19 protein-coding genes are annotated in these 24383 nt (G+C 72.7%); 12 read left to right on the top strand and 7 right to left on the bottom strand.

What is annotated here, in order from left to right; genetic code table 11:
- Nucleotide 1 precedes the first annotated feature (1 nt).
- The 3 genes from Ari01nite_RS13600 to Ari01nite_RS13590 are packed head-to-tail and all read left to right on the top strand — an operon-like array spanning nt 2 to nt 2994.
- Nucleotides 2–934 (top strand): carbohydrate ABC transporter permease, encoded by a 933-nt coding sequence (locus Ari01nite_RS13600; protein ID WP_203781568.1) that lies wholly within the window; start codon nt 2–4, stop codon nt 932–934.
- Nucleotides 934–1770 carry a carbohydrate ABC transporter permease gene (locus tag Ari01nite_RS13595; protein ID WP_203781567.1) on the top strand — a complete coding sequence of 279 codons (837 nt, stop codon included), beginning with the start codon at nt 934–936 and terminating at the stop codon, nt 1768–1770. The genes Ari01nite_RS13600 and Ari01nite_RS13595 overlap by 1 nt, the downstream gene beginning before the upstream one ends.
- An 18-nt stretch (nt 1771–1788) precedes the next feature.
- Nucleotides 1789–2994: an ABC transporter ATP-binding protein gene (locus tag Ari01nite_RS13590; protein ID WP_203781566.1), complete on the top strand. Its 1206-nt coding sequence runs from the start codon at nt 1789–1791 to the stop codon at nt 2992–2994.
- 5 nt (nt 2995–2999) lie between these two features.
- On the opposite strand, the gene Ari01nite_RS13585 is transcribed toward Ari01nite_RS13590, so the two are convergent.
- Entirely contained in the window at nt 3000–5570 is a 2571-nt protein-coding gene (locus Ari01nite_RS13585; protein ID WP_239162728.1) for an ATP-binding protein, read from the bottom strand.
- Nucleotides 5571–5634: 64 nt separating this feature from the next.
- Nucleotides 5635–6273, bottom strand: coding sequence for a TetR/AcrR family transcriptional regulator (locus Ari01nite_RS13580; protein ID WP_203781564.1), 639 nt, complete (start codon nt 6271–6273; stop codon nt 5635–5637).
- A gap of 34 nt (nt 6274–6307) precedes the next feature.
- Here Ari01nite_RS13580 and Ari01nite_RS13575 point away from each other — a divergent pair, with 34 nt between their 5' ends.
- Nucleotides 6308–8275 (top strand): acyl-CoA dehydrogenase family protein, encoded by a 1968-nt coding sequence (locus Ari01nite_RS13575; RefSeq protein WP_203781563.1) that lies wholly within the window; start codon nt 6308–6310, stop codon nt 8273–8275.
- Here Ari01nite_RS13575 and Ari01nite_RS13570 read toward each other — a convergent pair.
- Nucleotides 8181–8867 carry a DUF2306 domain-containing protein gene (locus tag Ari01nite_RS13570; RefSeq protein ID WP_203781562.1) on the bottom strand — a complete coding sequence of 229 codons (687 nt, stop codon included), beginning with the start codon at nt 8865–8867 and terminating at the stop codon, nt 8181–8183. The genes Ari01nite_RS13575 and Ari01nite_RS13570 overlap by 95 nt on opposite strands.
- 131 nt (nt 8868–8998) lie before the next feature.
- On the opposite strand from Ari01nite_RS13570, the gene Ari01nite_RS13565 reads away from it, so the two are divergent.
- The 6 genes from Ari01nite_RS13565 to Ari01nite_RS13540 all read left to right on the top strand — a co-directional run bounded on the left by Ari01nite_RS13565 (nt 8999) and on the right by Ari01nite_RS13540 (nt 15217).
- Entirely contained in the window at nt 8999–10117 is a 1119-nt protein-coding gene (locus Ari01nite_RS13565; protein WP_203781561.1) for a sensor histidine kinase, read from the top strand.
- Nucleotides 10114–10776 (top strand): response regulator transcription factor, encoded by a 663-nt coding sequence (locus Ari01nite_RS13560; protein ID WP_203781560.1) that lies wholly within the window; start codon nt 10114–10116, stop codon nt 10774–10776. Before Ari01nite_RS13565 ends, Ari01nite_RS13560 begins: the two co-directional genes overlap by 4 nt.
- A 259-nt stretch (nt 10777–11035) precedes the next feature.
- Nucleotides 11036–12502: a glycoside hydrolase family protein gene (locus Ari01nite_RS13555; RefSeq protein WP_239162727.1), complete on the top strand. Its 1467-nt coding sequence runs from the start codon at nt 11036–11038 to the stop codon at nt 12500–12502.
- Between the two features lie 123 nt (nt 12503–12625).
- On the top strand, nt 12626–13303 hold the full coding sequence (locus tag Ari01nite_RS13550; protein WP_203781558.1) for a response regulator transcription factor: 678 nt from the start codon (nt 12626–12628) through the stop codon (nt 13301–13303).
- Nucleotides 13304–13316: 13 nt separating this feature from the next.
- Nucleotides 13317–14669 (top strand): sensor histidine kinase, encoded by a 1353-nt coding sequence (locus Ari01nite_RS13545; RefSeq protein ID WP_203781557.1) that lies wholly within the window; start codon nt 13317–13319, stop codon nt 14667–14669.
- The gene (locus tag Ari01nite_RS13540; RefSeq protein WP_203781556.1) at nt 14666–15217 is read left to right on the top strand and encodes a GerMN domain-containing protein; all 552 of its coding nucleotides are present in this window, start codon (nt 14666–14668) and stop codon (nt 15215–15217) included. The genes Ari01nite_RS13545 and Ari01nite_RS13540 overlap by 4 nt, the downstream gene beginning before the upstream one ends.
- 4 nt (nt 15218–15221) lie before the next feature.
- On the opposite strand, the gene Ari01nite_RS13535 is transcribed toward Ari01nite_RS13540, so the two are convergent.
- On the bottom strand, nt 15222–15536 hold the full coding sequence (locus tag Ari01nite_RS13535) for an STAS domain-containing protein (RefSeq protein ID WP_203781555.1): 315 nt from the start codon (nt 15534–15536) through the stop codon (nt 15222–15224).
- 336 nt (nt 15537–15872) lie between these two features.
- Nucleotides 15873–16268: a DUF4362 domain-containing protein gene (locus Ari01nite_RS13530; protein WP_203781554.1), complete on the bottom strand. Its 396-nt coding sequence runs from the start codon at nt 16266–16268 to the stop codon at nt 15873–15875.
- Nucleotides 16269–16327: 59 nt separating this feature from the next.
- On the opposite strand from Ari01nite_RS13530, the gene Ari01nite_RS13525 reads away from it, so the two are divergent.
- Nucleotides 16328–17566, top strand: coding sequence for a M50 family metallopeptidase (locus Ari01nite_RS13525; protein WP_203781553.1), 1239 nt, complete (start codon nt 16328–16330; stop codon nt 17564–17566).
- A gap of 757 nt (nt 17567–18323) precedes the next feature.
- Here the strand turns inward: Ari01nite_RS13525 and Ari01nite_RS13520 are convergent.
- Nucleotides 18324–19883, bottom strand: coding sequence for a DUF4394 domain-containing protein (locus Ari01nite_RS13520; protein ID WP_203781552.1), 1560 nt, complete (start codon nt 19881–19883; stop codon nt 18324–18326).
- Nucleotides 19884–19995: 112 nt separating this feature from the next.
- On the opposite strand from Ari01nite_RS13520, the gene Ari01nite_RS13515 reads away from it, so the two are divergent.
- Entirely contained in the window at nt 19996–21204 is a 1209-nt protein-coding gene (locus tag Ari01nite_RS13515; RefSeq protein ID WP_203781551.1) for an MFS transporter, read from the top strand.
- A 3-nt stretch (nt 21205–21207) separates the two neighbouring features.
- Here the strand turns inward: Ari01nite_RS13515 and Ari01nite_RS13510 are convergent, their stop codons facing one another.
- Nucleotides 21208–24333, bottom strand: coding sequence for a BTAD domain-containing putative transcriptional regulator (locus tag Ari01nite_RS13510; protein WP_203781550.1), 3126 nt, complete (start codon nt 24331–24333; stop codon nt 21208–21210).
- Between the last annotated feature and the right edge of the window lie 50 nt (nt 24334–24383).

Genomic DNA, 24383 nt, shown 5'->3' with positions numbered 1-24383 from the left:
AATGACAATGACCGACGTCCGGGTCGCCCCGCCGGCGCCCGAGCCCGAGGAAGTCACCGACCGCGCCCGCCACGAGCGGCGGCTGGGCCTGGCCCTGTCCGCGCCGGCGTTCCTGGTCATGGTGTTCGTGACCGCCTATCCGCTGATCTACGCGGTGGTGCTGTCGCTGTACGACTACCGACTGACCGACCCGGCCGGCCGCGAGTTCGTGGGGCTGGGCAACTACGCCACGGTGCTGACCGACCCGGTGTGGTGGAGCGACTTCAGCACCACGCTGATCATCACCGTGTCCAGCGTGGCGGTGGAACTGGTGCTGGGCTTCGCGTTCGCCTTCGTGATGTACCGGATCATCCGCGGCCGGTCGCTGGTCCGCACCGGCATCCTGATCCCCTACGGCATCGTCACCGTCGTCTCGGCGTACATCTGGCAGTTTGCTTTTCAGCTCGACTCCGGCTTCGTGAACCAGTGGCTCAACCTGGGCACCTTCAACTTCTTCGGGCAACGCTGGTCGGCGCTGTTCATCATCGTGCTGTCCGAGATCTGGAAGACCACGCCGTTCATCTCGCTGCTGCTGCTGGCCGGCCTGGTCCAGGTGCCGGAGGAGTTCCAGGAGGCCGCCCGGGTGGACGGCGCCACGGCCTGGCAGCGACTCTGGCGGGTCACGCTGCCGAACATGAAGGCCGCCATCATGGTGGCGCTGCTGTTCCGCACCCTGGACGCGTGGCGGATCTTCGACAACCCGTTCATCATGACCCGCGGCGCGAACGACACCGAGACTCTCTCGTTCCTCGCCTACCGGCAGAACGTCACCCTGGTCAACCTGGGCGCCGGCTCGGCCGTCTCGGTCCTGCTGTTCCTCACCGTCGTGGTCATCGCCTTCATCTTCGTCAAGGGCTTCCGCACGGACCTCTCCCAAGTTCGGGGTGATCGGTAATGGCGTCGGACCGTCGGGTCAGCAACTGGTGGACGGTTTGGGGCATCCTGATCATGGTCTGGGCGCTCTTCCCGCTGCTGTGGATGGTGTCGCTCTCCTTCAAGGACCCGGACACGTTCCGCAGCGAGGTACCCACCTTCTTCCCGGAGATCTGGGTGTGGGACAACTACAAGACCGTCTTCACCGACTCGCTGTTCACCAGCGCGCTGCGCAACTCCGTCTTCATCGCGCTGATCGCCACGGCGCTCGCGGTCGTGATCGCCATGTTCGCCGCGTACGCCATCGCCCGGATGGATTTCCCCGGCAAGAAGTTCCTGCTCTCGATGGCCCTGGCCATCGCGATGTTCCCGCAGGCGGCGCTCGTCGGCCCGCTCTTCAACATGTGGCGCAACCTGGGCATCTACGACACCTGGATCGGGCTGATCATCCCGTACCTGACGTTCGCGCTGCCGCTGTCGATCTGGACGATGTCGGCGTTCTTCCGGCAGATCCCGTGGGAGATGGAACAGGCCGCGCAGGTTGACGGCGCCACCGCCTGGCAGGCGTTCCGCAAGGTGATCGTCCCGCTGGCCGCACCGGGCGTGTTCACCACCGCGATCCTGACGTTCTTCTTCTGCTGGAACGAGTTCCTGCTCGCCATCTCGCTGACCTCGACCGACCGGGCCCGGACGGTGCCGGCGGCCCTCTCGTTCTTCACCGGGGCGTCGCAGTTCGAGTCGCCGATCACCTACATCATGGCCGCCTCGGTGGTCGTGACCATTCCCGTGGTGATCCTGGTGCTGATCTTCCAGCGCCGGATCATGGCGGGTCTCACCGCCGGTGCCGTCAAAGGCTGATCTGGGGAGGACGCCCTCATGGCCGCTATCAGCATGCGGAACATCGTCAAGCGCTACAGCGACGGCTATCAGGCGGTGGACGACATCAGCCTGGACATCGCCGACGGCGAGTTCGTCATCCTCGTCGGCCCCTCCGGCTGCGGGAAGTCGACCCTGCTGCGGATGATCGTCGGCCTGGAGGACATCACCTCCGGTGACATGCTGATCGGCGGCGAGCGGGTCAACAAGAAGGCGCCCCGGGACCGCAACCTGGCCATGGTGTTCCAGAACTACGCGCTCTACCCGCACCTATCCGTCTTCGAGAACATCGCCTTCCCGTTGCGGCTCAAGCACACCCCGGACGCCGAGGTCAAGGCGCAGGTCATGGAGGCGGCCGAGCTGCTGCAGCTCACCGAGCACCTGGACCGCAAGCCGGCCAACCTCTCCGGCGGCCAGCGCCAGCGGGTGGCGATGGGCCGGGCGATCGTCCGCAAGGCCGACGCGTTCCTCTTCGACGAGCCGCTGTCCAACCTCGACGCCAAGCTGCGCGGGCAGATGCGGACCGAGATCTCCCGGATGCAGCAGCGGCTCGGCACCACCACGGTCTACGTCACGCACGACCAGACCGAGGCGATGACCCTCGGCGACCGGATCGCGGTGCTCCGCAAGGGTGTCCTGCAGCAGGTCGGCAGCGCCCACCAGCTGTACGAGGAGCCGGTCAACCTGTTCGTGGCCGGCTTCATCGGCTCGCCGCCGATGAACTTCGTGCCCGGCCGGGTCCAGCAGGGCGAGATCGAGACGCCGTTCGGCGCGGTGCCGATCACCGGCGAGCGCTTCCAGCGGATCGGCGAGCGCGACCTGGTCATCGTGGGCCTGCGGCCCGAGTACTTCGCGGACATCTCGCTGGTGGCCGCGGACAAGCGCCCCGGCGGGCGGTCGTTCACCGCCGAGGTGGACGTCACCGAGTGGCTCGGCAACCAGCTTTACGCGTACGTGCCGTACGAGGCGCCGGCCGAGGTGACCGACCGCCTGGACGAGCTCCAGCGGGAGCTGGACAGCGAACAGATGCGCACCCAGCTCGTCGTGGCCCTGGACGTGACGAGCCGGATCCGCTCCGGCACCAAGGCCCAGCTCTGGTTCGACCCGGTGCGGATGCACGTGTTCGACGCCGCGACCGGCGAAAACCTGACCCGCGACCCGGACCGGACCTTCGACGATGACGAGCCCGCCGTCGAGAACGCCTGAACCATTTACCGATCTCCTGGCGGCCGGACCGCGAGATCGGCGCGGATCTCGTCGGCTTCGGGCAGGCCGAGAGCGGTGTACAGGGTCAGGGCCTGCCGGTAGTGCTCGTCGGCGAGAGCATGGTTGCCGAGCATGCGATGGGCGCGGCCGAGACCCGCCTCGGCGCAGGCCTGCTCGTCGGTCTGTCCGATGTCGACGGCCAGCGCGAGGGCCTCGGCGTGGTAGGTGACCGCGTCGGCGTGCCTGCCCGCGGCGGCGGAGGCCTCACCCAGGCCGTTCAGCGCCCCGGTCTCGCCGCCCCGGTTGCCGAGCTCGCGGAAGATGGTCAGCGCCGGCACGAAGTAGCCGATCGCCTCATCCGGGCGGCCCAGGCGGTTGTGCAGCATGCCGAGGCTGTCCAGCGCGCCGGCCTCGTGGTTGCGGTTGCCGAGCTGGCGGAACAGCGCGAGCGCCTGCTGCAGGTGGCCGGCCGCGGAGTCGAGCCGGCCGGCCCGGGTCTCGACGTCGCCCAGGCAGTTCAGCGCCTGGGCCTCCCCGTGCCGGTTGCCGATCTCGCGGTCCAGCGCCAGCGCCCGCTCGCAGTAGTCGATCGCCTCCGGGAAACGGCCGGCACGTTCCAGGACCAGGGCGATGCCGCTGAGCATGTTGGCCTCGCCGTTGCGGTCGCCGGCCTGCCGGTACAGGTCGAGGGCCTGCTGCTTGTAGTCGATGGCGTCCGGATAGCGGCCCAGCCACTGCACCACGGTGCCGAGGTCGAACAGCGCGGTGGCCTGCCCGATCGTGTCGCCGGTGCGCCGGAACAGCTCCAAGGCCTGCTGCAGGTCGTCGGAGGCCTGGCCGGGCAGCCCCAGCCGGCGGTGGGCAACCCCAAGATCATTGAGGGCGTACGCCTGGCCGGCCAGGTCACCGAGGTCGCGGGCGGCCCGGTGGGCATGGCCGTGCACGGTCAGGGCGTCGGCGTGGTAACCGCCCTTGAGGTATCGCGACAGCGTGCGGGCCAGCCGGACGGCCTGCTGCGGGGAGCCGTTGGTGGCGGCGTTTACCACGACCGCGACCAGGGTGGGCCGCTCGGTGTCCAGCCATCCGAGGGCGGCCCGGGAATCGGTCAGGTCCGGACCGGGGATGGCCTCCGGTGACAGCGGCGGCCGCTGGTGAGCCTCGGCCGGGTGCAGCGTGTTCATGGCCCGCCCGGCGGTGGCGAGATAGTAGTCGACCAGGCGGGTCAGGGCGGCGCGGCGGGCGGCCGGCGGGTCGTGGTCGTCCGCCCGGCCGGCGGCATAGGCGCGCACCAGGTCGTGGAAGGTGTACCGCCCCGGTGCGGCCGGCTGCAGCAGGTGATCGTCGGCGAGGTGCTCGAGCCAGGCCGCCGCGACGGCCGGGTCGGTGCCGGTCAGGGCGCCCGCCGCGTACGCGTCGAAGTCCTGGCCCGGGTGCAGCGCGACCAGCCGCAGCATCCGTTGCCGGTCGGCCGGCAGGTCCTGGTAGGACAGGCCGAGCGCCAGCGCGACACCGGAGTCCAGGCGCCGGTCCCGGTGCCGTTCGTCGAGCCGGTCGGCGTGGTCCGACAACGTCCAGTCACCGAAGTTGCGGATGTGCCCGGCGACCAGGCTCAACGCCAGCGGCAGGTAGCCGCAGCGCGCGGCGATGCGGGCGAGCGCCGCCGGTTCCGATCCGCCGACCGTGCCGCGCAGGAAGGTCACGGCCTCCTCCGGGCTGAACACGTCGACGTCGAGCCCGATCGCGGACGGCAGGCCGGCGAGGCTGCGCCGGCTGGTGACCAGCGCCAGGCATCCCGGCGTGTCCGGCAGCAGCGGCCGGACCTGCTCGGCCGTGGCCGCGTTGTCCAGCACCACCAGCGCCCGGGTCCCGGCCAGCCGGCCGCGGTAGGTGGCGGCGCGGGCGGCCAGGTCGTGCGGGATCTGATGGCCGGACACCCCGAGCACGCGCAGGAACCCGTCGAGTACCGCCCCCGGGTCGGCCGGCGGCTGCGCGGGGTCGGCGTGGAATCCCCGCAGATTGACGAACAGCACCCGGTCGAACAATCCCTCCCGGACCAGCAGATGCCCGGCGTGGACGGCGAGCTGGGTCTTGCCGACCCCGGCCATCCCGGCGATCGCCGAGATCACCACCGCCCCACCGGCCTGCCGGGCCGCGCGCAGCGCCAGGTGCAGCCGGTCCAGCTCACCGGTGCGGCCGGTGAAGCCGGCCAGATCCTGCGGCAGCCGGTCCTGGACCCGGACCTGGGAGACGGCCTCGATCTCGCCGCCGATCGTCCGGAGGGCCTGCCGCCACTGCGCCACATAGCCGGCGTCCGGATGCAACGCCTGCACCACGGCCACCACGAGGTCGGTGTTGAGCCGCCGCCGCCCGCTCCGGAAGCAGTCCGCCACCGTGGACTTGCGCGTCAGCTCCCCGGCCGGCCGCCCGGCCGCGGTCCAGGCCGCGTTGACCCGGTCCTTGATCGTGTCGTACGACGGGTCCCCGGCCCACACCTTCAACATGCGCAGCCGCGCGGCCACGTCATCCAGGCTGACGGCCTCCGCGGGATCGGGAAGCCCGGCGAACGGCAGCGGCATCATCCACCCCATCGACACGTCTTGTGGCCGACAGTAGCGACCCCGGCGGCAGGCACACAGTAGGTCAACCGGCCGGGGCCAGTTCGGTGTCCGGGTCGAGGGGGCGGCCGAAGCGCTCCAGCAGGTCGGCCAGGACGCGCCAGACCTGGGTGGACAGCCACTCGGACAGGTCGTCCACGGCGGACTCCTCGCGGTGGTCCAGCCACCAGATGATGCCGCCGTCCACCAGGCCGATCAGGCCGGCCACCAGGTGCGCCGGGGGGCGCGCCTCGTGGCCCGCGGCGCGCAGGTAGGCCGCCAGGGCGTCGGCGAACTCGGCCACCGCGGTGGGCAAGCCGTGCCGGGCCCGGAAGCGGTAGAGGTCGGGATGGTCGACCGCCCAGGTCAGGACCCGGTCGATGATGCCCCGGATGATCTCGATGGCGGTGCCGCGGGCGGTCAGGGTCGGGCGGATCCAGTCGCTCAGCAGGGCCGCGGCGTGCCGGGCCACCGCCTGGTCCAGATCGTCCTTGCCGGTGAAGTGGCGGTAGACGTGCGGGCGCGGCAGGCCGGCCTGATCGGCCACGGCAGCCAGGCCCGCGCCGGCCCCGTGCGCCTCGATCGCGCGCACGGCCGCCTCGACGATGCGCCGGCGGCGTTCGCCGGCCGTACCCGCGACGCGGCGTGCGGCGATCGTGTCCCGTCTCACCGCCGGCTCGCGCATGGGATCACTCTAATCGCGGGTACAGTCTGTACCCATGATCGGTCTGCAGGAAGTGCTCGACGGCCGGTGGGCGGCGGTCCGGCGGGCGGCGCGGGAACAGCTCGGCGGGACGCACTTCGTGGCGGTGCCCGGCGAGACCATGGCGCAGGCGCGCGAGCGGGTGTCCCGGCTGCTCCGGGAGCTGCCCACCGACCCGGGGATCGCCTCCGGATTCCCGAGCCGGTACGGCGGTCGCTCCGACCCGGGCGCCTCGGTGGTGGCGGCCGAGATGCTGGCCCACCTCGACCTGTCGCTGATGGTCAAGGCGGGCGTGCAGTGGGGGCTGTTCGGCGGGGCCGTGGTGGCGCTGGGGACCGAGCGGCACCACGACGCGTACCTGCGGGACATCATCTCGGCAGAGCTCATGGGCTGCTTCGCGATGACCGAGACCGGGCACGGCTCCGATGTGCAGCAGCTGCGCACCACCTGCACGTACGACCCGGAGACACAGACCTTCGACCTGCACACCCCGCACGAGGCGGCCCGCAAGGACTACATCGGCAACGCGGCCCGCGACGGCCGGATGGCGGTGGTGTTCGCGCAGCTGGTCACCGGCGGCCGGCGGTACGGGGTGCACGCCTGGCTGGTGCCGATCCGCGACGAGCGCGGGCGGCCGCTGCCCGGGGTGACGATCGGCGACGACGGGCCCAAGGCCGGACTGCTCGGGGTCGACAACGGACGGCTCTCGTTCGACCACGTGCGGGTGCCGCGCGACATGCTGCTCGACCGCTACGGCCAGGTCGCTCCGGACGGCACGTACTCGAGCCCGATCGAGAACGACGTCCGGCGCTTCTTCACCATGCTCGGCACCCTGGTGCGCGGCCGGGTGGTGGTCGGCGGTTCGGCCTCCGCGGCTACCAAGAGCGCGCTGACCATCGCGATCCGGTACGGCGAGGTGCGCCGCCAGTTCGCGGCGCCGGGTGAGCCGCGCGAGATCGCCCTCAACGACTACCTGGCCCACCAGCGCATCCTGGGCACCGCGCTGGCCACCACGTACGCCCTGCACTTCGCCCAGGAGGAACTGGTCAGCGCCCTGCACGACATCCAGACCTCGACCGGGCCGGCCGACGAGCACCGGCAGCGCGAGCTGGAGTCGCGGGCCGCCGGGCTCAAGGCGGCGCAGACCTGGCACGCCACCCGCACGATCCAGGCCTGCCGGGAGGCGCTGGGCGGGGCCGGTTACCTGGCCGAGAACAGGCTGCCGGGCCTGAAGGCCGACACCGACGTCTTCACCACGTTCGAGGGCGACAACACCGTCCTGCTGCAACTGGTGGCGAAGGGGCTGCTCACCGGGTACCGCGACGCGTTCGGGTCGCTGGACGGCTGGGGCCGGGCCACCTTCGTGGCCGAGCAGGTCCGCGAGATGGTGCTGGAGCGCACCGCGGCCCGGGGCCTGATCCAGCGCCTGGTCGACGCGGTGCCGGGACGCGACGAGGAAGTCGCGCTCACTGACCGCGGCTGGCACCTGGCCTTGTTCGAGGACCGGGAACGCCACCTGCTGGACGGCGCGATCCGGCGGCTGCGCAACGGCGCCGCGCGCCAGAAGGACCGGCCGTTCGACATCTTCAACGACGTGCAGGACCACGTGCTCGCCACCGCCTCGGCGCACGTCGACCGGGTGGTGCTGGAGGCGTTCGTGGCCGGCGTCGACCGGGCCGGCGATCCCGAGGTCAAGGCGCTGCTGTCCAAGGTCTGTGACCTGTACGCGCTGTCCACCATCGAGGCGCACCGGGGCTGGTTCCTCGAGCACCAGCGGCTCACCCCGGCCCGGTCCAAGGCGGTCACCGGGATGGTCAACGAACTGCTCCGGCAGTTGCGGCCGCAGCTGCCCACGCTGGTCGACGCGTTCGGGATCAGCGACGAGTGGCTCAACTGTGCGGCACTGCGCGAGGAACCGGGACGGCAGGAGGCGATGGCCGCGCACGACGACGAACTGCGCCGCCCGGCCGCCCGCGTCGGATGACCCACTCGGCGACCGCGGCGTTGAGCAGCCAGGCGCCCGTCATGGTGACGGTCCGGCCGGTCGTCGTGACCGGACCGATCGCGACCAGCCAGGCCGCGCTGGTGAACGCCTGCGTACCGGCGGCCACGCCGATCGCGTACCCCCGGATCATCCACGCCCGATGCGCGGGAAAGTCGCGGCGCCGGACCGCGACGAAGCCCATGAGCAGCGAGCCCGTCATGAAGGTCGCGACCGCGACCCGGACGCCGGTCAGGATCTGACTGTCGAACGCGCCGGGCGGCAGCGCGAAGGTCAACCACAGGCCGCTGAGCGCGGCGACCACGCCGGACGGCACCAGGGTCCGGCCGGCGATCCGGTGCCAGCCACGGTTGCGCCGGCGGAAGCCGGGTGCGAACTGGAACGCGCCGAGCAGGCTGAACACGGTGACGCTGACGATGTGCACCACGATCGGCAACGCCTGGGTGCCGATCCGGTCGCCGTCCGGCAGCACCGCGGCGCCGCCGGCGAACTCGGCCAGGCGCAGGCTGCCGGCCACCACCGGGATGAGGCTGAGGCCGACCAGGCCGGCCGGGATGAGCCAGTTTTTCGACATGCCGCCATCGTCGCGAGCGAGCGGCCCTGATTCATCGGCACGCGGGCCGGAGCTTTCCCGTTCTCCGGTACGGGACGGCGGCCGTACTTTCGGCCAATCCGGTGACCGGCGCCGATGCGTACGATCGGGGCGTGCGCGAGCTTCTCCGCTCGGTCTGGGCCGAGCCCCGGCCCCCGGACGTGCCGCGCCGCAACCGGCGGGACTGCGTGCTGGTGGCGGCCGCCGCGGTGGCCGTGCTGGCCGAGGGGCTGCTGCGCACCGACCTGCAGTCCCCGGTGGCCGCCACGCTGGTGACGCTCGCGCTGCTGCCGGCGCTGCTGTGGCGCCGCACCCGGCCGCTGCCGATGGTCGCCGTCGCGTTCGCCGGCGCCGGGGCAGCCGCCTTCGCGCTGGGCCACGAGATCGACCTGGTGTCCGGCGCGGTCGTGCTGTTCCTGCCATGGGCGCTGTTCCGCTGGGGCTCCGGCCGCGACCGGATCCTCGGCGCCGCGGTCATCCTCGTCAAGATCGGCCTGTCGGCCGGGTTCGGGCTCACTCCGGTGGCCGACGCGGTGGCCGGATTCGTGGTGATGTTCGCGGTGTTCGCGCTGGCCACCGCCGTGCGCTACCGGGTCACCCTGCGGTCCCGCGAGCTGGAACGGGTCCGCCTGCTGGAGCGCGAGCGGCTGGCCCGCGATCTGCACGACACCGTGGCGCACCATGTGTCGGCGATGGCGATCCGGGCTCAGGCCGGCATCGCGGTGGCGCAGACCCGGCCGGAGGGCGCGGTGGACGCGCTGCACGTGATCGAGTCCGAGGCGACCCGGGCGCTCGCCGAGATGCGCTCGATGGTGCGCACGCTGCGCGAGAGCGAGCCGGCCGAGTTGGCGCCCAGCCCCGGCATCCCGGACATCCGGCGGCTGGCGCAGGAGGCCGCCGGGCCGGTGGTCGAGGTGGAACTGACCGGCGACCTCGACGACATCCCGCCACCGCTGGGCGCGGCGATCTACCGGCTCGCGCAGGAGTCGGTGACCAACGCCCGGCGGCACGCCCGGCACGCCACCCGGATCGAGGTACGGGTGGCCGCCGACGCCGGCGCGGTCCGGTTGCGGGTCAGCGACGACGGCGACCCGGGCACGCCGCGGCCGGGCGGCTTCGGGCTGGCCGGGATGGCCGAGCGGGCCGGCCTGCTGGGCGGCACGTGCGAGGCCGGCCCGGGGCCCGGGCGCGGGTGGACCGTGACGGCGGCGCTCCCCCGGCAGGCCACGTGACGACCCGGGTGGTCGTGGCCGACGACCAGGAGATCGTGCGCACCGGCCTCACGCTGATCCTGAACACGCTGCCTGGCGTCGAGGTGGTCGGCGAGGCCGCGGACGGTGCCGCCGCGGTCGAGACGGCCCGGCGGCTGCGGCCGGACGTGTGCCTGTTCGACATCCGGATGCCCCGGATGGACGGCATCGAAGCCACCCGCCGGCTGGCCGGGCCGGGCGTCGCCGACCCGCTCGCGGTGGTCGTGATCACCACCTTCGACCTGGACGAGTACGTGTACGCCGCGTTACGCGCGGGCGCCCGCGGTTTCCTGCTCAAGGACTCCGGCACCGCCCTGCTCGCCCAGGCCGTGCACGCCGCGGCCGCCGGGGACGCGCTGATCGCCCCGGCGGTCACCACCCGGTTGCTGCAGGCGTTCGCCGACGCCGAACCGGCCACCGCCGCGCAACCGGTCGACCCGCTCACCGAGCGTGAGGAGGATGTGCTGCTCGCGGTGGCCCGCGGCCACACCAACACCGAGATCGGAGCGGCGTTCCACATCAGCCTCAGCACGGTGAAGACCCACGTCGCGAGCCTGATGGCCAAGCTCGGCGCGCGCAACCGGGTGGAGATCGCGATGTGGGCGTACGACACCGGCCGGGTCAGGCCAGGACCTCGCTGACCGGCCGCCGCCTGAAGCACCTCGATCGCACCGTCGCTGATCCGGAACCGCCACGGCCGCTGTAGTGCAGCGACGACGCCAGCACGGCCGCCCCGGCAGGGCCATGAGCCCTCGATATGAGGGGCCGGGTGGCCGCTCAACCGAAGCGCCCCAGACCTGCACCCATAACCGCAATCGGACCTTCTTTTCCCGCCCCGCCCCGAGCCGACAAGTGTTACCGCCTCCCCCGGTCGGCATGGATGAAGGGCTAACCACCAAAGTGCGTACGACCACGTCCCTCGGGATCATCGTCAGCGCGGTTCTGCTGGCCCTGCTGCCGTCCGTCGCCACCCCGGCCACGGCCGCTCCCGACCCGCTGACCACGCTGGCCGGCCGTCTCGCCGCGGTCACCACCGCCAAGCAGATGAACTACTACCCGGCGACCAGCGGCTGGACCCGCATGTGGACGAACTTCGACGCCACCCAGATCGACGCGGACTTCGCCAAGGCGCGGTCGCTCGGCGCGGACAGCGTACGGGCCATCGTCTTTCCCTCGGTCTTCGGTTATCCGGCGCCGAAGCCCGAGTACACCACCAAGCTGGCCCAGTTCGTGTCGCTGGCCGCCGCGCACAACCTGACCGTGAAGATCACGCTGTTCGACTGGTGGGGCACCTACGCCGACGTCGCCGGGAGCAGCGCCTGGGCCACCGCGATCGTCGCGCCGTACCGCTACGACCGGCGGATCATCTCGATCGGCGTGCAGAACGAGATGGACCCGAACAACGCGGCCGCCATCGCCTGGGCCCGCAAGATCATTCCAGCGGTACGCGGCGCCGCGCCGGCGATCCCGCTGACCATCTCGGTGAACGGCCAGGCCGGTGCGGCCGGGCTGGCCAGGCTCAAGTCGCAGCTGGCCGGCACCCCGCTGGACTACTACGACTTCCACTTCTACAGCAGCTCCGAGCAGGCCCTGGCCACGATCCAGCAGGCACAGGCCGCGGTGGCGCCGGCGCCGCTGGTGATCGGCGAGACCGGTGTCAGCTCGCTCACCAGCACCGAGGGCGAGCAGGCCGCATACCTGGCCCGGGTGTTCCAGGCCGCGGACCGGGCCGGCCTCGACTCGGTGGCGCCGTGGACGCTTACCGACTTCGCCGCGGGCGCGATCCCGGACTCCGGCGTGGCGCAGGTCCCCGCGCAGTACCGGTTCGGCCTGTTCCGGCTCGACGGCTCGGCCAAACCGGCCGCGGCCGTGGTCAAGGCCGCCTGGACCGGCACCGCCTATCCGGCGAACCTGCTGGACCTGGGCTTCGAGAACGCGGCCGGGCAGACGCCGTGGCGCGCGTACCTGCCGGAACTGGGCGTGGCCAGCAAGACGCAGGCGGTCGCCCGTACCGGTAAATGGTCGGTGGCCCTGACCAACACCGGCAAGACCGCGGCCGGGTCGCCGTCGTACTGCGTCGCCCCGATCGTGCCGGTCGTCGCCGGCCAGCGCTGGACCGCCGAGGTGTGGGCCCGCGGGAACGCCGCCACCGGCGCCACCCAGATCGCGCTGAGCTGGTTCGACGCGAACGGCAAGTGGCTCGGCGGCGCCTCCTCGGCGGCGCTGGCGAACGGCACCACCGCCTGGACCAGGCTGACCGCGGCGGCCACCGCACCGGCCGGCACCGCGAGCGTCCAGGTGCACCTGAAGTCCGGTGGCAACACCGGAACGGTCTGGTTCGACGACGTGGCGATGTCAGTCGCCTGACCTGGACACATGTGCCGCCGGCCCATCCCCTGGGGCCGGCGGCACATGACATTTCCGTGACACTCCCCCGGAAACCCTCCCATCCGCTCGCCGACCCGGTTACCGCCGGTCATGATGTGAACCGTGTCCGCAGTGCTGGTGATCGAAGACGACGACCGCATCCGGCTCTCGCTGGTCCTCGCGCTCGAGGACGAGGGCTACACGGTCACCGGCGCCGGCACCGCGGAGGAGGGCATCGCCCAGCAGCGCGCCCAGCCGGCCGAGACGGTGCTGGTCGACCTGATGCTGCCGGGCATCGACGGCTTCGAGTGCATCCGGCAGCTGCGCCGCACCGACGACGTGCCGATCGTGGTGATCAGCGCCCGCGAGGGCATCCACGACATCGTCGCGGCGCTCGAGGCCGGCGCCGACGACTACCTGGTCAAACCGGTCGCCATCCCGGAGCTGGCGGCCCGGCTGCGGGCCCTGCGCCGGCGGGCCCGGGTGGCCGGTCCGGACGCCATCCCGGTGCTGCGCTTCGGCGACCTGGAGATCGTGCCGGACGCCGGCGAGGTGCGCCTGCACGGCGAGCCGGTCGCGGTCACCCGCACCGAGTTCCAGCTGCTCTGCGAGCTGGCCGACCACCCCGGCCGGGTGCTGTCCCGGCAGCAGCTGCTGCAGCGGGTGTGGGGCTACGACGGCGGCGACGAACGCCTGGTCGACGTGCACGTCGGCCGCCTCCGCCACAAGATCGAGACGGACTCCACGTCGCCCCGGCACCTGGTCACGGTCCGCGGCCTCGGTTATAAGCTGCAGCGATGATCCGGTTTCAGCGATGATCCGGGCCGGCCTGCGCGCACGGGTGGTGACCGGGTTCGCGGCCGGCGCGCTCGCCGTCTCCGCCGCGATGGCCTTCGCCTCGTACCAGATCATCCGTCAGTCCCTGCTCGCCGAGCGGGAGGAGACCGCCGTACAGGCGGCGCTCTACGACGCCACCGTGGTGCGGGCCGGCATCACCGCGGCGGTCCGCCCGGACGTGGCGGCCGTGCTGCGCTCGCTGGACACCGGCGAGAGCCGGCACGCGCTGGTGAACATCGACGGCCGCTGGTACTCCCGGAACGCGGACGCCGGCATCACCAGCGCGGTGCCGGCGGAGTTGCAGGCCCGGGCGAACGCCGGGATCCCGGCGGTGCAGCGGGTGGTGGCCGACGGCGTACCGACTCTGGTTGTTGCCCTGCCGATCGCCGCCGACACCGTCTACTACGAGGTCGACTCGCTGACCGAGCTGGACAACACGCTCCGGGTGCTGACCGCGGTGCTCACCGGGGTGGCGATCTGCACGGCGCTGGCGGGTGCCGCGCTGGGTGCGTACGCGACCCGGTACGTGATGCGGCCGCTGGTGCGGGTGGCGCAGGCCGCGCAGGACATCGCCAGCGGCGCCTCGGACGCCCGGCTCGACCCGGCCCAGGAGCCCGACCTGGCCCGGCTGACCACCTCGTTCAACGACATGGTCGACCAGCTCTCGGCCCGGCTGGAACGCGACCGGCGGTTCGCCGCCGACGTGAGCCACGAGCTGCGGTCCCCGCTGCAGACCCTGGCCGCGGCCGCCAGCGTGCTGGAACGTCGCCGCGAGCAGCTGGACGACCGCACCGCCACCGCGGCCGGCCTGGTCGCCGACGAGGTTTACCGGTTCCAGCGCCTGGTCGACGACCTGATCATGCTGGCCCGCAGCGACCAGCCGGCCGAACGCTCCCCGGTCGACGTGGCCGACCTGGCCCGCTCGATGTGCGCCGAGCGCGGGGTGCCGGCCGCGGCGCTGGAAACCACCGGGAACACCGTCTGGTGCGTGGACCGGCGGCGGATCGGCCAGTTGCTCGGCAACCTGCTGGACAACGCGGCCGCGTACGGCGGCGGCGCCACCGCGGTCCGGCTCACGCTGGACGGCGCGGACGGCCGCATCGAGGTCGACGACGAGGGCCCCGGCGTCAGCCCCGAGGACCAGCCGGTGATCTTCGACCGCTTCGTCCGGGGCCGGGCGGCCGGCACCCGCGGCGGCAGCGACGGCACCGGCCTGGGGCTCGCGCTGGTCGCCCAGCACGCGGCGGCACACGGCGGGACGACCAGCGTGCACGACCGGCCGGGCGGCGGCGCCCGGTTCCGGGTCGACCTGCCCGGATGTGCGACGTGAGGCGCCTGCTTCCGCTCCTGCTGGCGGTGGCGCTCGCCGGTGGCTGCGGCGTGCCGGTCGACGAGGAGCCCCGCGACCTGGGCGGGCCGCGCCCGCCGTCCGGCTCCAGCCGGCCGGCGCCGGACGGCTTCGGCACCGCGGTCGAGCGGCTCTACATGGTGCGCGACGGCGCCCTGGTCCGGGTGATCCGCCGGGTGTCGGTGCCGCCCACCCCGCTCCAGATGCTCGACGACCTGCTGCGCGGCCCCACCCGTTCGGAGCAGGAGGACGGGCTCGCGACGGCGCTGAGCACGATGCGGATCGAGGGCATGACCGTGGTGCAGCGGCGGGCGACCGTGGTGGTCGGCGAGCGGTCGGCCGACGGGACGAGGAACGACGAGATGCTCGCGTACGGCCAGATCGTCTGCACGCTGACCAGCCAGGGCGCCGAGGTGGGGACGGTGTCGTTCGTCAGCGAGGGGCGACCGCTGGGCGTGCCGCGGGGCGACGGTTCGCTCTACACGGGTCCGCTGACGGTGGCCGACTACTCCAACCTGATCGAGCCCTGACCTGCTAGGCGCTGGCCGGCTGCCCCACGGCGATGTCGAAGACCTGGTCGACCCGGGCCAGCTTCAGCACCCGGCGCACCCGGCCGTTCGGATTGCGCAGGGTCAGGTGGCCGCCGATCCGCATCATGGTGCGGTGCGCGCCGAGCAGCACGACGATCGCGCCGGCGTCCATGGTCGGGCTGCCGGCCAGGTCGATTATCAGCCGCTCCGGGCCGATGGCGACGGCCTCCGCGATCAGGTTGCCCCAGCGCTCGACGCTGGCGCCCTCGAACGGGCCGGTGATCACGACCACCGTCTCCGGGACCGCACCTCCAGGCATGACCATCCTCCGCTTCCGTAGCCCTCGCGACTGTTCCAGGCTGGCGCAGCCATGTGGCGCCCCCACCCCGGCGATACGACAGTTCCGTGACGATCGAGGCGGGGTGACATGGAACCGTCATATGAACGCGCACGCTCCGCCATACGCGCCGTGCATCGTGGACCGAGGTTGAACACCCTCGCGCGGCCCACGCCAGCCTCCGGTTCCGGAGCGCCGGCGTGGGCCGCCTCCTCACGTGGCGGCGGCCTGACCGCCTCATCCCCCTCGGCCGCCGGCGGGCGCCTTGGCGGCGCTGCGGGAAAGCGGGCCCAGCCGCACCCCAGCGCCGCCTCGTCGTCACTCTTTCTGGGGCGTGCAGCTCGCGAACTCCAGGTGTTCGCCGAATGTCACGCCGGTGCAGACATCGCGGGTGACGGTCCTGGTGCCGAAGGCGTCCTGCCGGCGGTCGGTGATCACCTCGACGCTGCCGTCGAGGCGGGACGTGTAGGTGTACGGGATCGGATCGCCCTCGGTCGTCGGTCTGGTCACCGCCAGGCGGGCGAGCTTTCCGCCGCGTACGGCATCCACGAAACACTCCCCGGCCGTGACCGGCAGGTGCTCGCCCTGCCCCAGCTTGAAGGTGCCGCAGTCAGCGGCGGGCGTCGACACATAGACCAGTGGGGTGGCGGCGTCCGGGCCGCCGCACGCCGCGAGCAGGCCGGTCGCCGCCGCGAGAAGCAGAATTCGTCGCATGGTCTCTCGGACGCGGCGGTACCGGCGATCGGTTGCCTTCGCACGGTAGCTTTCACGCCATGTCGAGGGTGCTGTTCACGGCTGCGTTCGCGCTGGCCATCCTGGTTTCGGTGTGCCTGCACGAGCTGGGTCACATGCTCACCGCGAAACGCTTCGGCATGAAGGTGAGCCGCTACTTCGTCGGCTACGGCCCCACCGCGTTCTCGTTCCGCCGGGGCGAGACCGAGTACGGCCTGAAATGGCTGCCGTTCGGCGGTTTCTGCAAAATCGTGGGGATGGTCCCGGACGATCCGGTGGCGCCCGCGGACGAACACCGGGCGATGTGGCGCTTCCCGCTCTGGCAACGCACCGTGGTGATGGCCTCCGGGGCGTTCACCCAGCTGGGGCTGGCGCTGGTGGGCCTGTGGTTCGCGGCGGCGTACGTGGGCGTGCCCAACCTGAACTACCCGCAGACCAGCGCCGAGATAGGCGCGCAGCCCGCGGCGGTACGCGTGGCCTCGTGCGTGACGCCGGATGCGGCCCGGGCCTGCACCGCCGCCGACCCGGTGTCGCCGGCGATGGCGGCCGGCCTGCGCGACGGCGACGTGCTGACGGCCGTCGGCGGCGTCCCGGTGGCGAACTATGCGGAGATGGTGGCCGCGGTCCGGCAGGCGCGGCCCGGTCCGGCGCAGGTGGCATACTCCCGCGACGGCCACCCCGGCACGGTGACGGTCGACCTGCGGGCCGTGCAGCGTGCCCCGCTGGACAATCCGGGCGGACCGGTCGCGACGGTGGCCGCCCTGGGCGTCGACCTGCGCATCACGGCCCCCGCCGAGGTGACCTTCGGCCCGGTGGGCGCGATCCCCGCGACGGCCGACTACGCGGCGTGGCTGGGCGGCCAGACGGTGGCCGCGTTCCAGCGCATCCCCGGCAAGGTGCCGGCCCTGTGGAACTCCATCACCGGCGACGCCCGAGACCCGGAAACCCCGATCAGCGTCGTAGGCGTAAGCCTGATCGGCGGCGAGGCGGCGTCACTGGGCCTGTGGTCCACCGTCCTGATGATCTTCATAGGCCTGAACGTCTTCATGGCCTTCTTCAACCTGCTGCCGTTGCTGCCACTGGACGGCGGCCACATGTCAATCTGGTGGTTCGAGCGAGCGCGCTCCTGGCTGGCCACCAGGCGCCACCGCCCCGACCCCGGCCGCGTCGACTACTACAAGCTGGTGCCGGTCACGTATGTGCTGATCCTGGTGGGCGCCGCCTTCACCCTGCTGACCATCACCGCCGACCTGATCAACCCCATCACCCTCCAGGACTGATCCACAAACCCTCGCGCCGGCAACCAGGCGACCCGCCCGGACCGCAGTCGGGGAGGGGCCGGTGCGGCGAGCGGTCGTGCACGCCGACCGTCCCGCCGGGTGCCGCCGGGTGCCGCCGGGTGCCGCCGGGTGCCGCCGGGTGCTGGGCGACCCGGCCGGCAGTGCAGCGCGCGCCCGGGCCTTTGCCCGCAAACGTCCCCGCGCTGACGCTTGTCCGCGACGCGATGTTGTCGATCTGCTGTTCCGGGGGATGAGCGTAGATCGCCAATATCTGAACCTGGCGGTTCCTCGACGTCCGTTAAACGAGTATTTATCGGACATCTTCCGGGTGGGCCGCCGCATCACTCGCCGACAGGGCTGCAGAGGTGGCCAAAGCGGTGGTGGATAGCCAAGGTCCGGTCGGACCGGCGGAGCAGGGAGACCGGGGTGCTCCGCGCAAGAACATATCCGATATGTAATGCCTAAGCGGGCGGTCAGCGGGTCTGCTGGACCAGATCCTATTGATCTGCTGTCGCCCGCGAACTGTCGCCCGCGAACTGTCGCCCGCGAACTGTCGCCCGCGAACGGCAGATCGACAACATCGCGAGAGAACGCCAGCCAGACTTCGCGTCGAGCCAGCCTGAGCGAGCGCCGCGCCGCCGGGACGGGACAGGCCCGGCGACGGCAGCGCGGCCGCCGCCGTGACGAGGCCGCCGCCGTGACGAGGCCGCCGCCGTGACGAGGCCGCCGCGGTGACGAGGCCGCCGCGGTGACGCGGTCAGACGCCTCGGGGGGCCGCGGTCAGGGCGGTCAAGGTGCTCCCCCGGCCCAGCCTGCCCAGCGAGTCCGCCCGGCCGGTGGTCAGGTCGATGGTGTAGAGGCGGGTGCCCTGGCCCCGGGACAGGGCCGCTATCGCCACGCCGTCGGGGGCTATGTCGAAGCCGCCGGCCGTCGTCGCGTTCAGGTTGAGCGGGCCGGTGGTTCGCAGGGCGCCGTCGTTGGGCGGGCTCTGCACCAGCAGGGCGTCCGCGGTGATGTCCAGGTCGTACAGGGTGGTCGTCGTGGTGCCGGCCCGGTTGTTCGCGTAGGCGGCGTGTACCACCCGCGGAGCCGCCTGGGCGTTCGGGTCGCCGGGGGCGTAGCGCAGCGGCTTGTCGGTGCCGGCCACGGCTGCGGTTTCCGGGACCAGGCGCAGGTTGTCGCCGTTCGCGGTGAGGACTCGCAGGCGGTCGGCTGCCGGATTCACGTCAAAACCAATGCCTCTGCCGTACGCCGCGGCGCTGAACGGCAAGCCGATCCGCGTCACCGTACTAGTACGCGGATCTAGGGTGTAGATCTGGTTGGCGCTGGTCAGCAGGTAGGGGACGCCGTTGGCGGGGCGGACGTCCAGCCCGGTCACCTGCTCGCCCGGGGACAGGCCGGTGATCGGGTTCTGGCTGCGGATGCGCAACGTGGCCCGGTCGAAGACCACGAAGTCGTTGCGGGCGGTCACGGCGTACACGGTCCTGGGTTGGCCGGCGGAGGCGGCGATGCCGGTGACGCCGACGGGCAGCGTGCCCCGCATGGTGGCCTTGCCGGTGCGCAGGTTGATCCGGACCAGGCGGCTTTCGGGGGCGCCCTTCACCCGGACGGCGGCCACCGCGGCGTTGCCCATGATGTCGAAGCCGTCCATGCCGGTGACGTCCATGCCCAGCGGGCCCACCGGGGTCAGGCGGCCGGAGTTGGGCGGATCCTGCACCACCAGGCGGTCGGCGGTGCTGTCCAGGTCGTACAGGGTGGCGTTGCCCGCGTAGCCGGCCGCGGTGATGCCGGGGCTGCTCAGCGCCTGGTCGACGCCGGCCACGGCGCCCGTGGTCGGGTCGATCCGCAGGTTCTGGCCGGTGTCGCTGACGATGCGCAGCTTGTCGGCGGCGGGGTTGAAGTCGACGCCGAAGCGGGTGCCGGACAGCGCCGTGGCGAAGACCGGGCCGATCGCGCCGGCCGCGCCGGTGGCCGGATCGAGGGCGTACAGGCGGCTGCTGCTGCCCACCGCGTACAGCTGGCCGTTAGCGGGGCGGGTGTCGATGCCGACGATGCGCTCGCCGCCGGACAGGCCGGTGACGGGCACGTCCAGGCCGCGCTCGCCCAGGCGCATCAGCCGGTTGTCCTCAGTGACGACGAACAGGTCGCCCCGTTCGCCGTAGCCGTCGCCGCCCGAGGGGTTCACGGCGGCCACCGGTTCCGGGGTGGTCGAGCGCCACGGGAGCTTGTCCGGGCGTACGGCAATGAATGCTGTTGCCCCGAACGCAGCCACCGCGACCGTGGCCAGCGCGATCCGCAGGATCGTGCCCTTCGTCATCTGGTCCTCCTCGACATCGGTCGGCACCCGGTCTTCGGAGCGGAGGCGCGCGTCGATGGGTGACGGCGGCGCTACCGTCCGAACGGAGGAAGTAGATCGATAGGGTTGCCAGGTGACCGCGACCGCCGACGGGCTGACCCTGCGCCAGCTCGGGCCGACCATCTACCTGCCGTCCGCGGTCTACTCGACCGGGCTGGGTGCGGTCGCGCCGGTGATCGTGCTGACCGCCGTCGAGCTGGGCGCCTCGCCGGCCGTGGCCGCGCTGGTGGCCGGCATGCAGGGGATCGGGCAGATCACCGGGTCGCTGCCGGCCGGCATGCTGATCGCGCGGGCCGGTGAGCGCCGCGCCATGCTGCTGTCCACCGCGCTGGCGGTGCCCGCGATCGGGGCCTGCCTGCTGGCCGGGCACGTGCTGCTGCTCGGCGCCGCGGTGCTGCTGCTCGGCATGACGTGGTCGGCGTGGGGCGTGGCCCGGCACACCTACCTCACCGAGGCGGTACGCCCGGACCTGCGCGCCCGGGCGATGTCGACGCTCGGCGGGGTGGGCCGGATCGGTACGTTCCTCGGCCCGTTCCTGGGTGCGGCCGCGGTGGCCGGCTGGGGGCTGCGCGGGGCGTACCTGGTCGCCCTGATCGGGGTGAGCCTGGCCGGCCTGCTGGTCTTGCTGCTGCCCACGGTCCCGCACGACAGCCCGCCGGTGGCCGCGGCCGACCGTCCCCGGCTGCGCCAGGTGCTCCGGGACAACGCGCGCACGCTGCGCACGCTCGGCATCGGCGCGCTGCTGATCGGGGCGCTGCGCTCGTCGCGGCAGACGATCCTGCCGCTGTGGGGAGTTGGTCTCGGCCTCGACCCGGCGACCATCGGGCTGATCTACGGCGTCTCGGGCGCCATCGACATGCTGCTGTTCTATCCGGCCGGCCGGCTGATGGACCGGCACGGCCGCCGGTGGGCCGCGGTGCCGGCGATGTCGCTGCTGGGCCTGGCGCACGCGCTGCTGCCGCTGGCGAACGGCGCCATCGGCCTCACCGTGGTGGCGCTGCTGATGGGCCTGGGCAACGGGCTCAGCGCCGGCCTGGTGATGACGATCGGCGCGGACGTGTCGCCGGCGGCCGGGCGGGCCGAGTTCCTGGGTGCCTGGCAGATCTGCAACCACGTGGGAATGGGCGGCGGGCCGGTGCTGATCGGGGCGGTCACCGCGGTGGCGTCGCTGACCGCCGCGGCGCTGGCGGTGGCCGGAGCGGGGCTGGTGGCGGCGGGGCTGATGTACCGGTGGATCGGGCCGCGGCCGGCGCCGCCGGTCGGCGGCGCCGGTCCCGGGTGAGGGTCAGCCGGCGGTGATCCGCCAGAGCTGGTGGCTCATGTTGTTGAACGGCCGGGTCACCACCTGGTAGTCCGCCCCGCTGTAGTCGTAGGCGTCCACGTAGCGGGCGGGGCTGCTGACCGACTCCAGCCAGTAGTAGCCGCTGGTGTGCTGCCACAGTCGCCAGCGCTGGGTGGTGTTGTTCTGCTCGGGGCGGGTCACCACCCGGTAGTCCAGTTCCGGGATCTCGTGGGCGTCCAGGTAGCGGCCGCTGCTCACCTGCTGCAGGGTGTACTCGTTGTTGCCCCAGTCGGTCAGCACCCACCGCTGGGTGTTGTCGCTCTGGCGGGTGCGGGTGACCACGTTGAAGTCCTTGCCCGCGAACTCGTGGGCGTCCAGGTACCGGCCCAGGCCGTTCTGATCCAGCCGGACGATCCGTGAGGCCGCGACGGCCGGCGCGCGCCGCCAGGCCGCCCGGGAACCGGCCCGGTCGCCGGCCGCCTGCCGGGCGTCGGCCAGGTGGGACAGCACGATCGTCTCGGCGTACCGGATGCGCAGGCCGCGGATCAGGTCGAGGGACCGCAGGTAGCAGTCGACCGCCCGGCCCGGCTCGCCGAGGTTGGCGTGCACCCGCCCCAGACTGTCCCAGGCCTGCGCCTCGCCGTGCCGGTCGCCGGTCTCCCCGTGCAGGGCGACGGCGCGGCGGCAGTGGTCGAGCGCCTGCTGATGCTCGCCGAGGTGGGTCAGGTACCAGCCGATCGTGTTGTGCCCGTCGGCCTGCCCGGCCAGGTCGCCGGTGGCCTCGTACAGCGTCATCGCCCGGCGCGCGTATGCCAGCGCCTCCGGGTAGCGGCCCTGCCGGTCCAGCACCCAGCCGAGGTTGAGCAGCGTCTGCGCCTGCCCGGTGCGGTCCCCGGCCTGTTCGAACCGGCACAGGGTGTGCCCGAAGTTCTCGGTCGCGTCGTCCGGCCGGTCCAGTTTCGCGTACGCGCGGGCGAGACCCCAGTGCGCGTGTGCCTGACCGGCGTTGTCGCCCAGCCGGCGAGCGGCGCCGAGCGCGACAGTGTGAACCGCGATCAGGTCGTGCCAGTAGCTGTGGATGTCCAGGAAGTCCATCATCGTCCAGGCGATCCGCCAGCTGTGCCCGTCGAATCCGGTGCGGGCCGCCGCGTCGGCCACCGCCAGCAGCACCGCCCGCTCCGCCGTGTACCAGTCGAGCGCCTGCTCGTAGTCGGCTGGCGGCTCCGGGACGACACCGGGCCCGGCGGTGTCCGCCACGACCGACTGCCGGTGCCCGTCCACCTGCCGCGCGGCCCCGTCGGCACTGTGCAGGTAGTGGTCGAACATCCGGCGCCGGCCCTCGTGCCCCTCAACCGCATCAACCAAAGATCTCGCGTACGCGCGCAGCAGGTCGTGGAACGTGTAGCGGCCGGGCCGGTGTTCGGTCAGCAGATGCGCCCCGGTCAGCTCCGCCAGCAACGGGCGCGCGGCCGCAGCGGTGCAGCCGCCGAGGCTCGCCACCGCGGCCCGCGAGATGTCCGGACCCGGATGCAGGCCGAGCAGCCGGAACAGCCGGGCCGCCGGGACGCTCAAGGTGCGGTAGGACCAGGAGAAGACCGTACGCACGTCGGTGGCCGGGTCGCCGCCGTCGAACGGCTCCAGGCTGTCCGCGAACTCGTGCAGTTCCGCGGCGACCACCCCGAGCGGCAGGTCCGGGCGGACGGCGGCCCGCGCGGCCACCACGGCCAGGGCCAGCGGCAGGCGCGCGCACCGCTCGATGATGTCGCCGGCCGCCGCCGGTTCGGCGCCGACCAGTTCCGCGCCGAGGCGGACGGTCAGCAGATCCCGGGCCTCCGCCACGGTGAGCACGCCGAGCGGCACCGGGCGCGCCCCTTCGGTCGCGACCAGCGGGGTGAGTTGATCGCGGCTGGTGATCAGCACCAGGCAGCCGGGCGCGGCCGGCAGCAACGGCCGGACCTGGGCGGCGTCCCGGGCGTTGTCGAGCAGCACGAGGACCCGTTTGCCGGCCAGCACGCTGCGGTAGAGCGCGGCCTGCGCCTCCAGGTCGGCGGGAATCCGCTGCGCGGGCACGGCGAACGCGTCCAGGAAACCGCGGACCGCGGCGGCCGGCTCCACCGCGCTGCCCTCGGCCTCGAAGCCGCGGAGGTTGACGTACAGCTGCCCGTCCGGGAACGACCCCGCCACCTGGTGCGCCCAGTGCACGGCGAGGGCCGACTTGCCCACCCCCGGCGAGCCGCACAACGCGGCGACCACCATCGCCCGGTCGGTGGCGAGAAGCGCGTCGAGCTGCTTGATCGGCTGGCCGCGACCGGTGAACCCCGGCACCGCCACCGGCAGCTGTGCCGGGACGGCACCGGCCGCGCGTACCGTGACCGGCGCCGCCGGCAGGTCGAGGACGGCGTCCTGGCGCAGGACGGCCGCTTCCAGCTTCCGCAGCGCCGGGCTCGGCACGACGCCCAGGTCGTCCGCCAGGCTGAGCCGCAGCCGGCGGTAGGCGCCGAGCGCGTCGGCCTGCCGTCCGCTGCGGTAGAGAGCCACGATGAGCTGGCCGTGAATCTGCTCGCGGTACGGATGCCGGGCCGCCAGGCGTTCCAGCTCCGGCACCAGCGCCGCGTGCTCGCCCAGGGCCAGCCGGGCGTCGGCGAACGCCTCCCGGGCCGCCAGCTCCACCTGTTCGAGATGCTCGGCCTGCTCGGCCAGCCGGCGAAGGCCGGTGACGTCGGCGAGCGGCCGGCCCCGCCACAGATCGAGGGCGCCGCGGAGCCGGGCCGCTCGGCCGGCGGGATCCGGCGCCCGCCGGCCCTCGCTGATAAGCCGCTCGGCCACGGCGAGGTCGGTGGCGTCGTCGGGCAGCTCCAGGGCGTAGCCGTGGGACTGCCCGGCGATCACGCCCGGCGCGCCGAAGTCGGCACGCAGCCGCGACACGTGCCGTTGCAGCGTGTTCAGGGCGGTCGGCGGCGGCGCGCCGTCCCAGACGATGTCGATCAGCCGGTCGGTGCTCACCACGCTGCCGGCATCCAGCGCGAGCACCGCCAGCAGCGCCTTGCGGCGCAGCCCGGACACCCGGCGGGTCACACCGCCCACGACCAGATCCACCGGCCCGAGCAACCGCACCTGAATCCGGCTCATCCCACCCCCGGATCGAAGGTTATCGACCCGCGCGGGATGCGACCGGACAC

Source organism: Paractinoplanes rishiriensis, assembly GCF_016862375.1.
GTDB lineage: Bacteria > Actinomycetota > Actinomycetes > Mycobacteriales > Micromonosporaceae > Actinoplanes > Actinoplanes rishiriensis.
The sequence above is the reverse complement of the archived record's forward strand: the minus strand, read 5'-3'. Positions and strand labels throughout refer to the sequence as shown.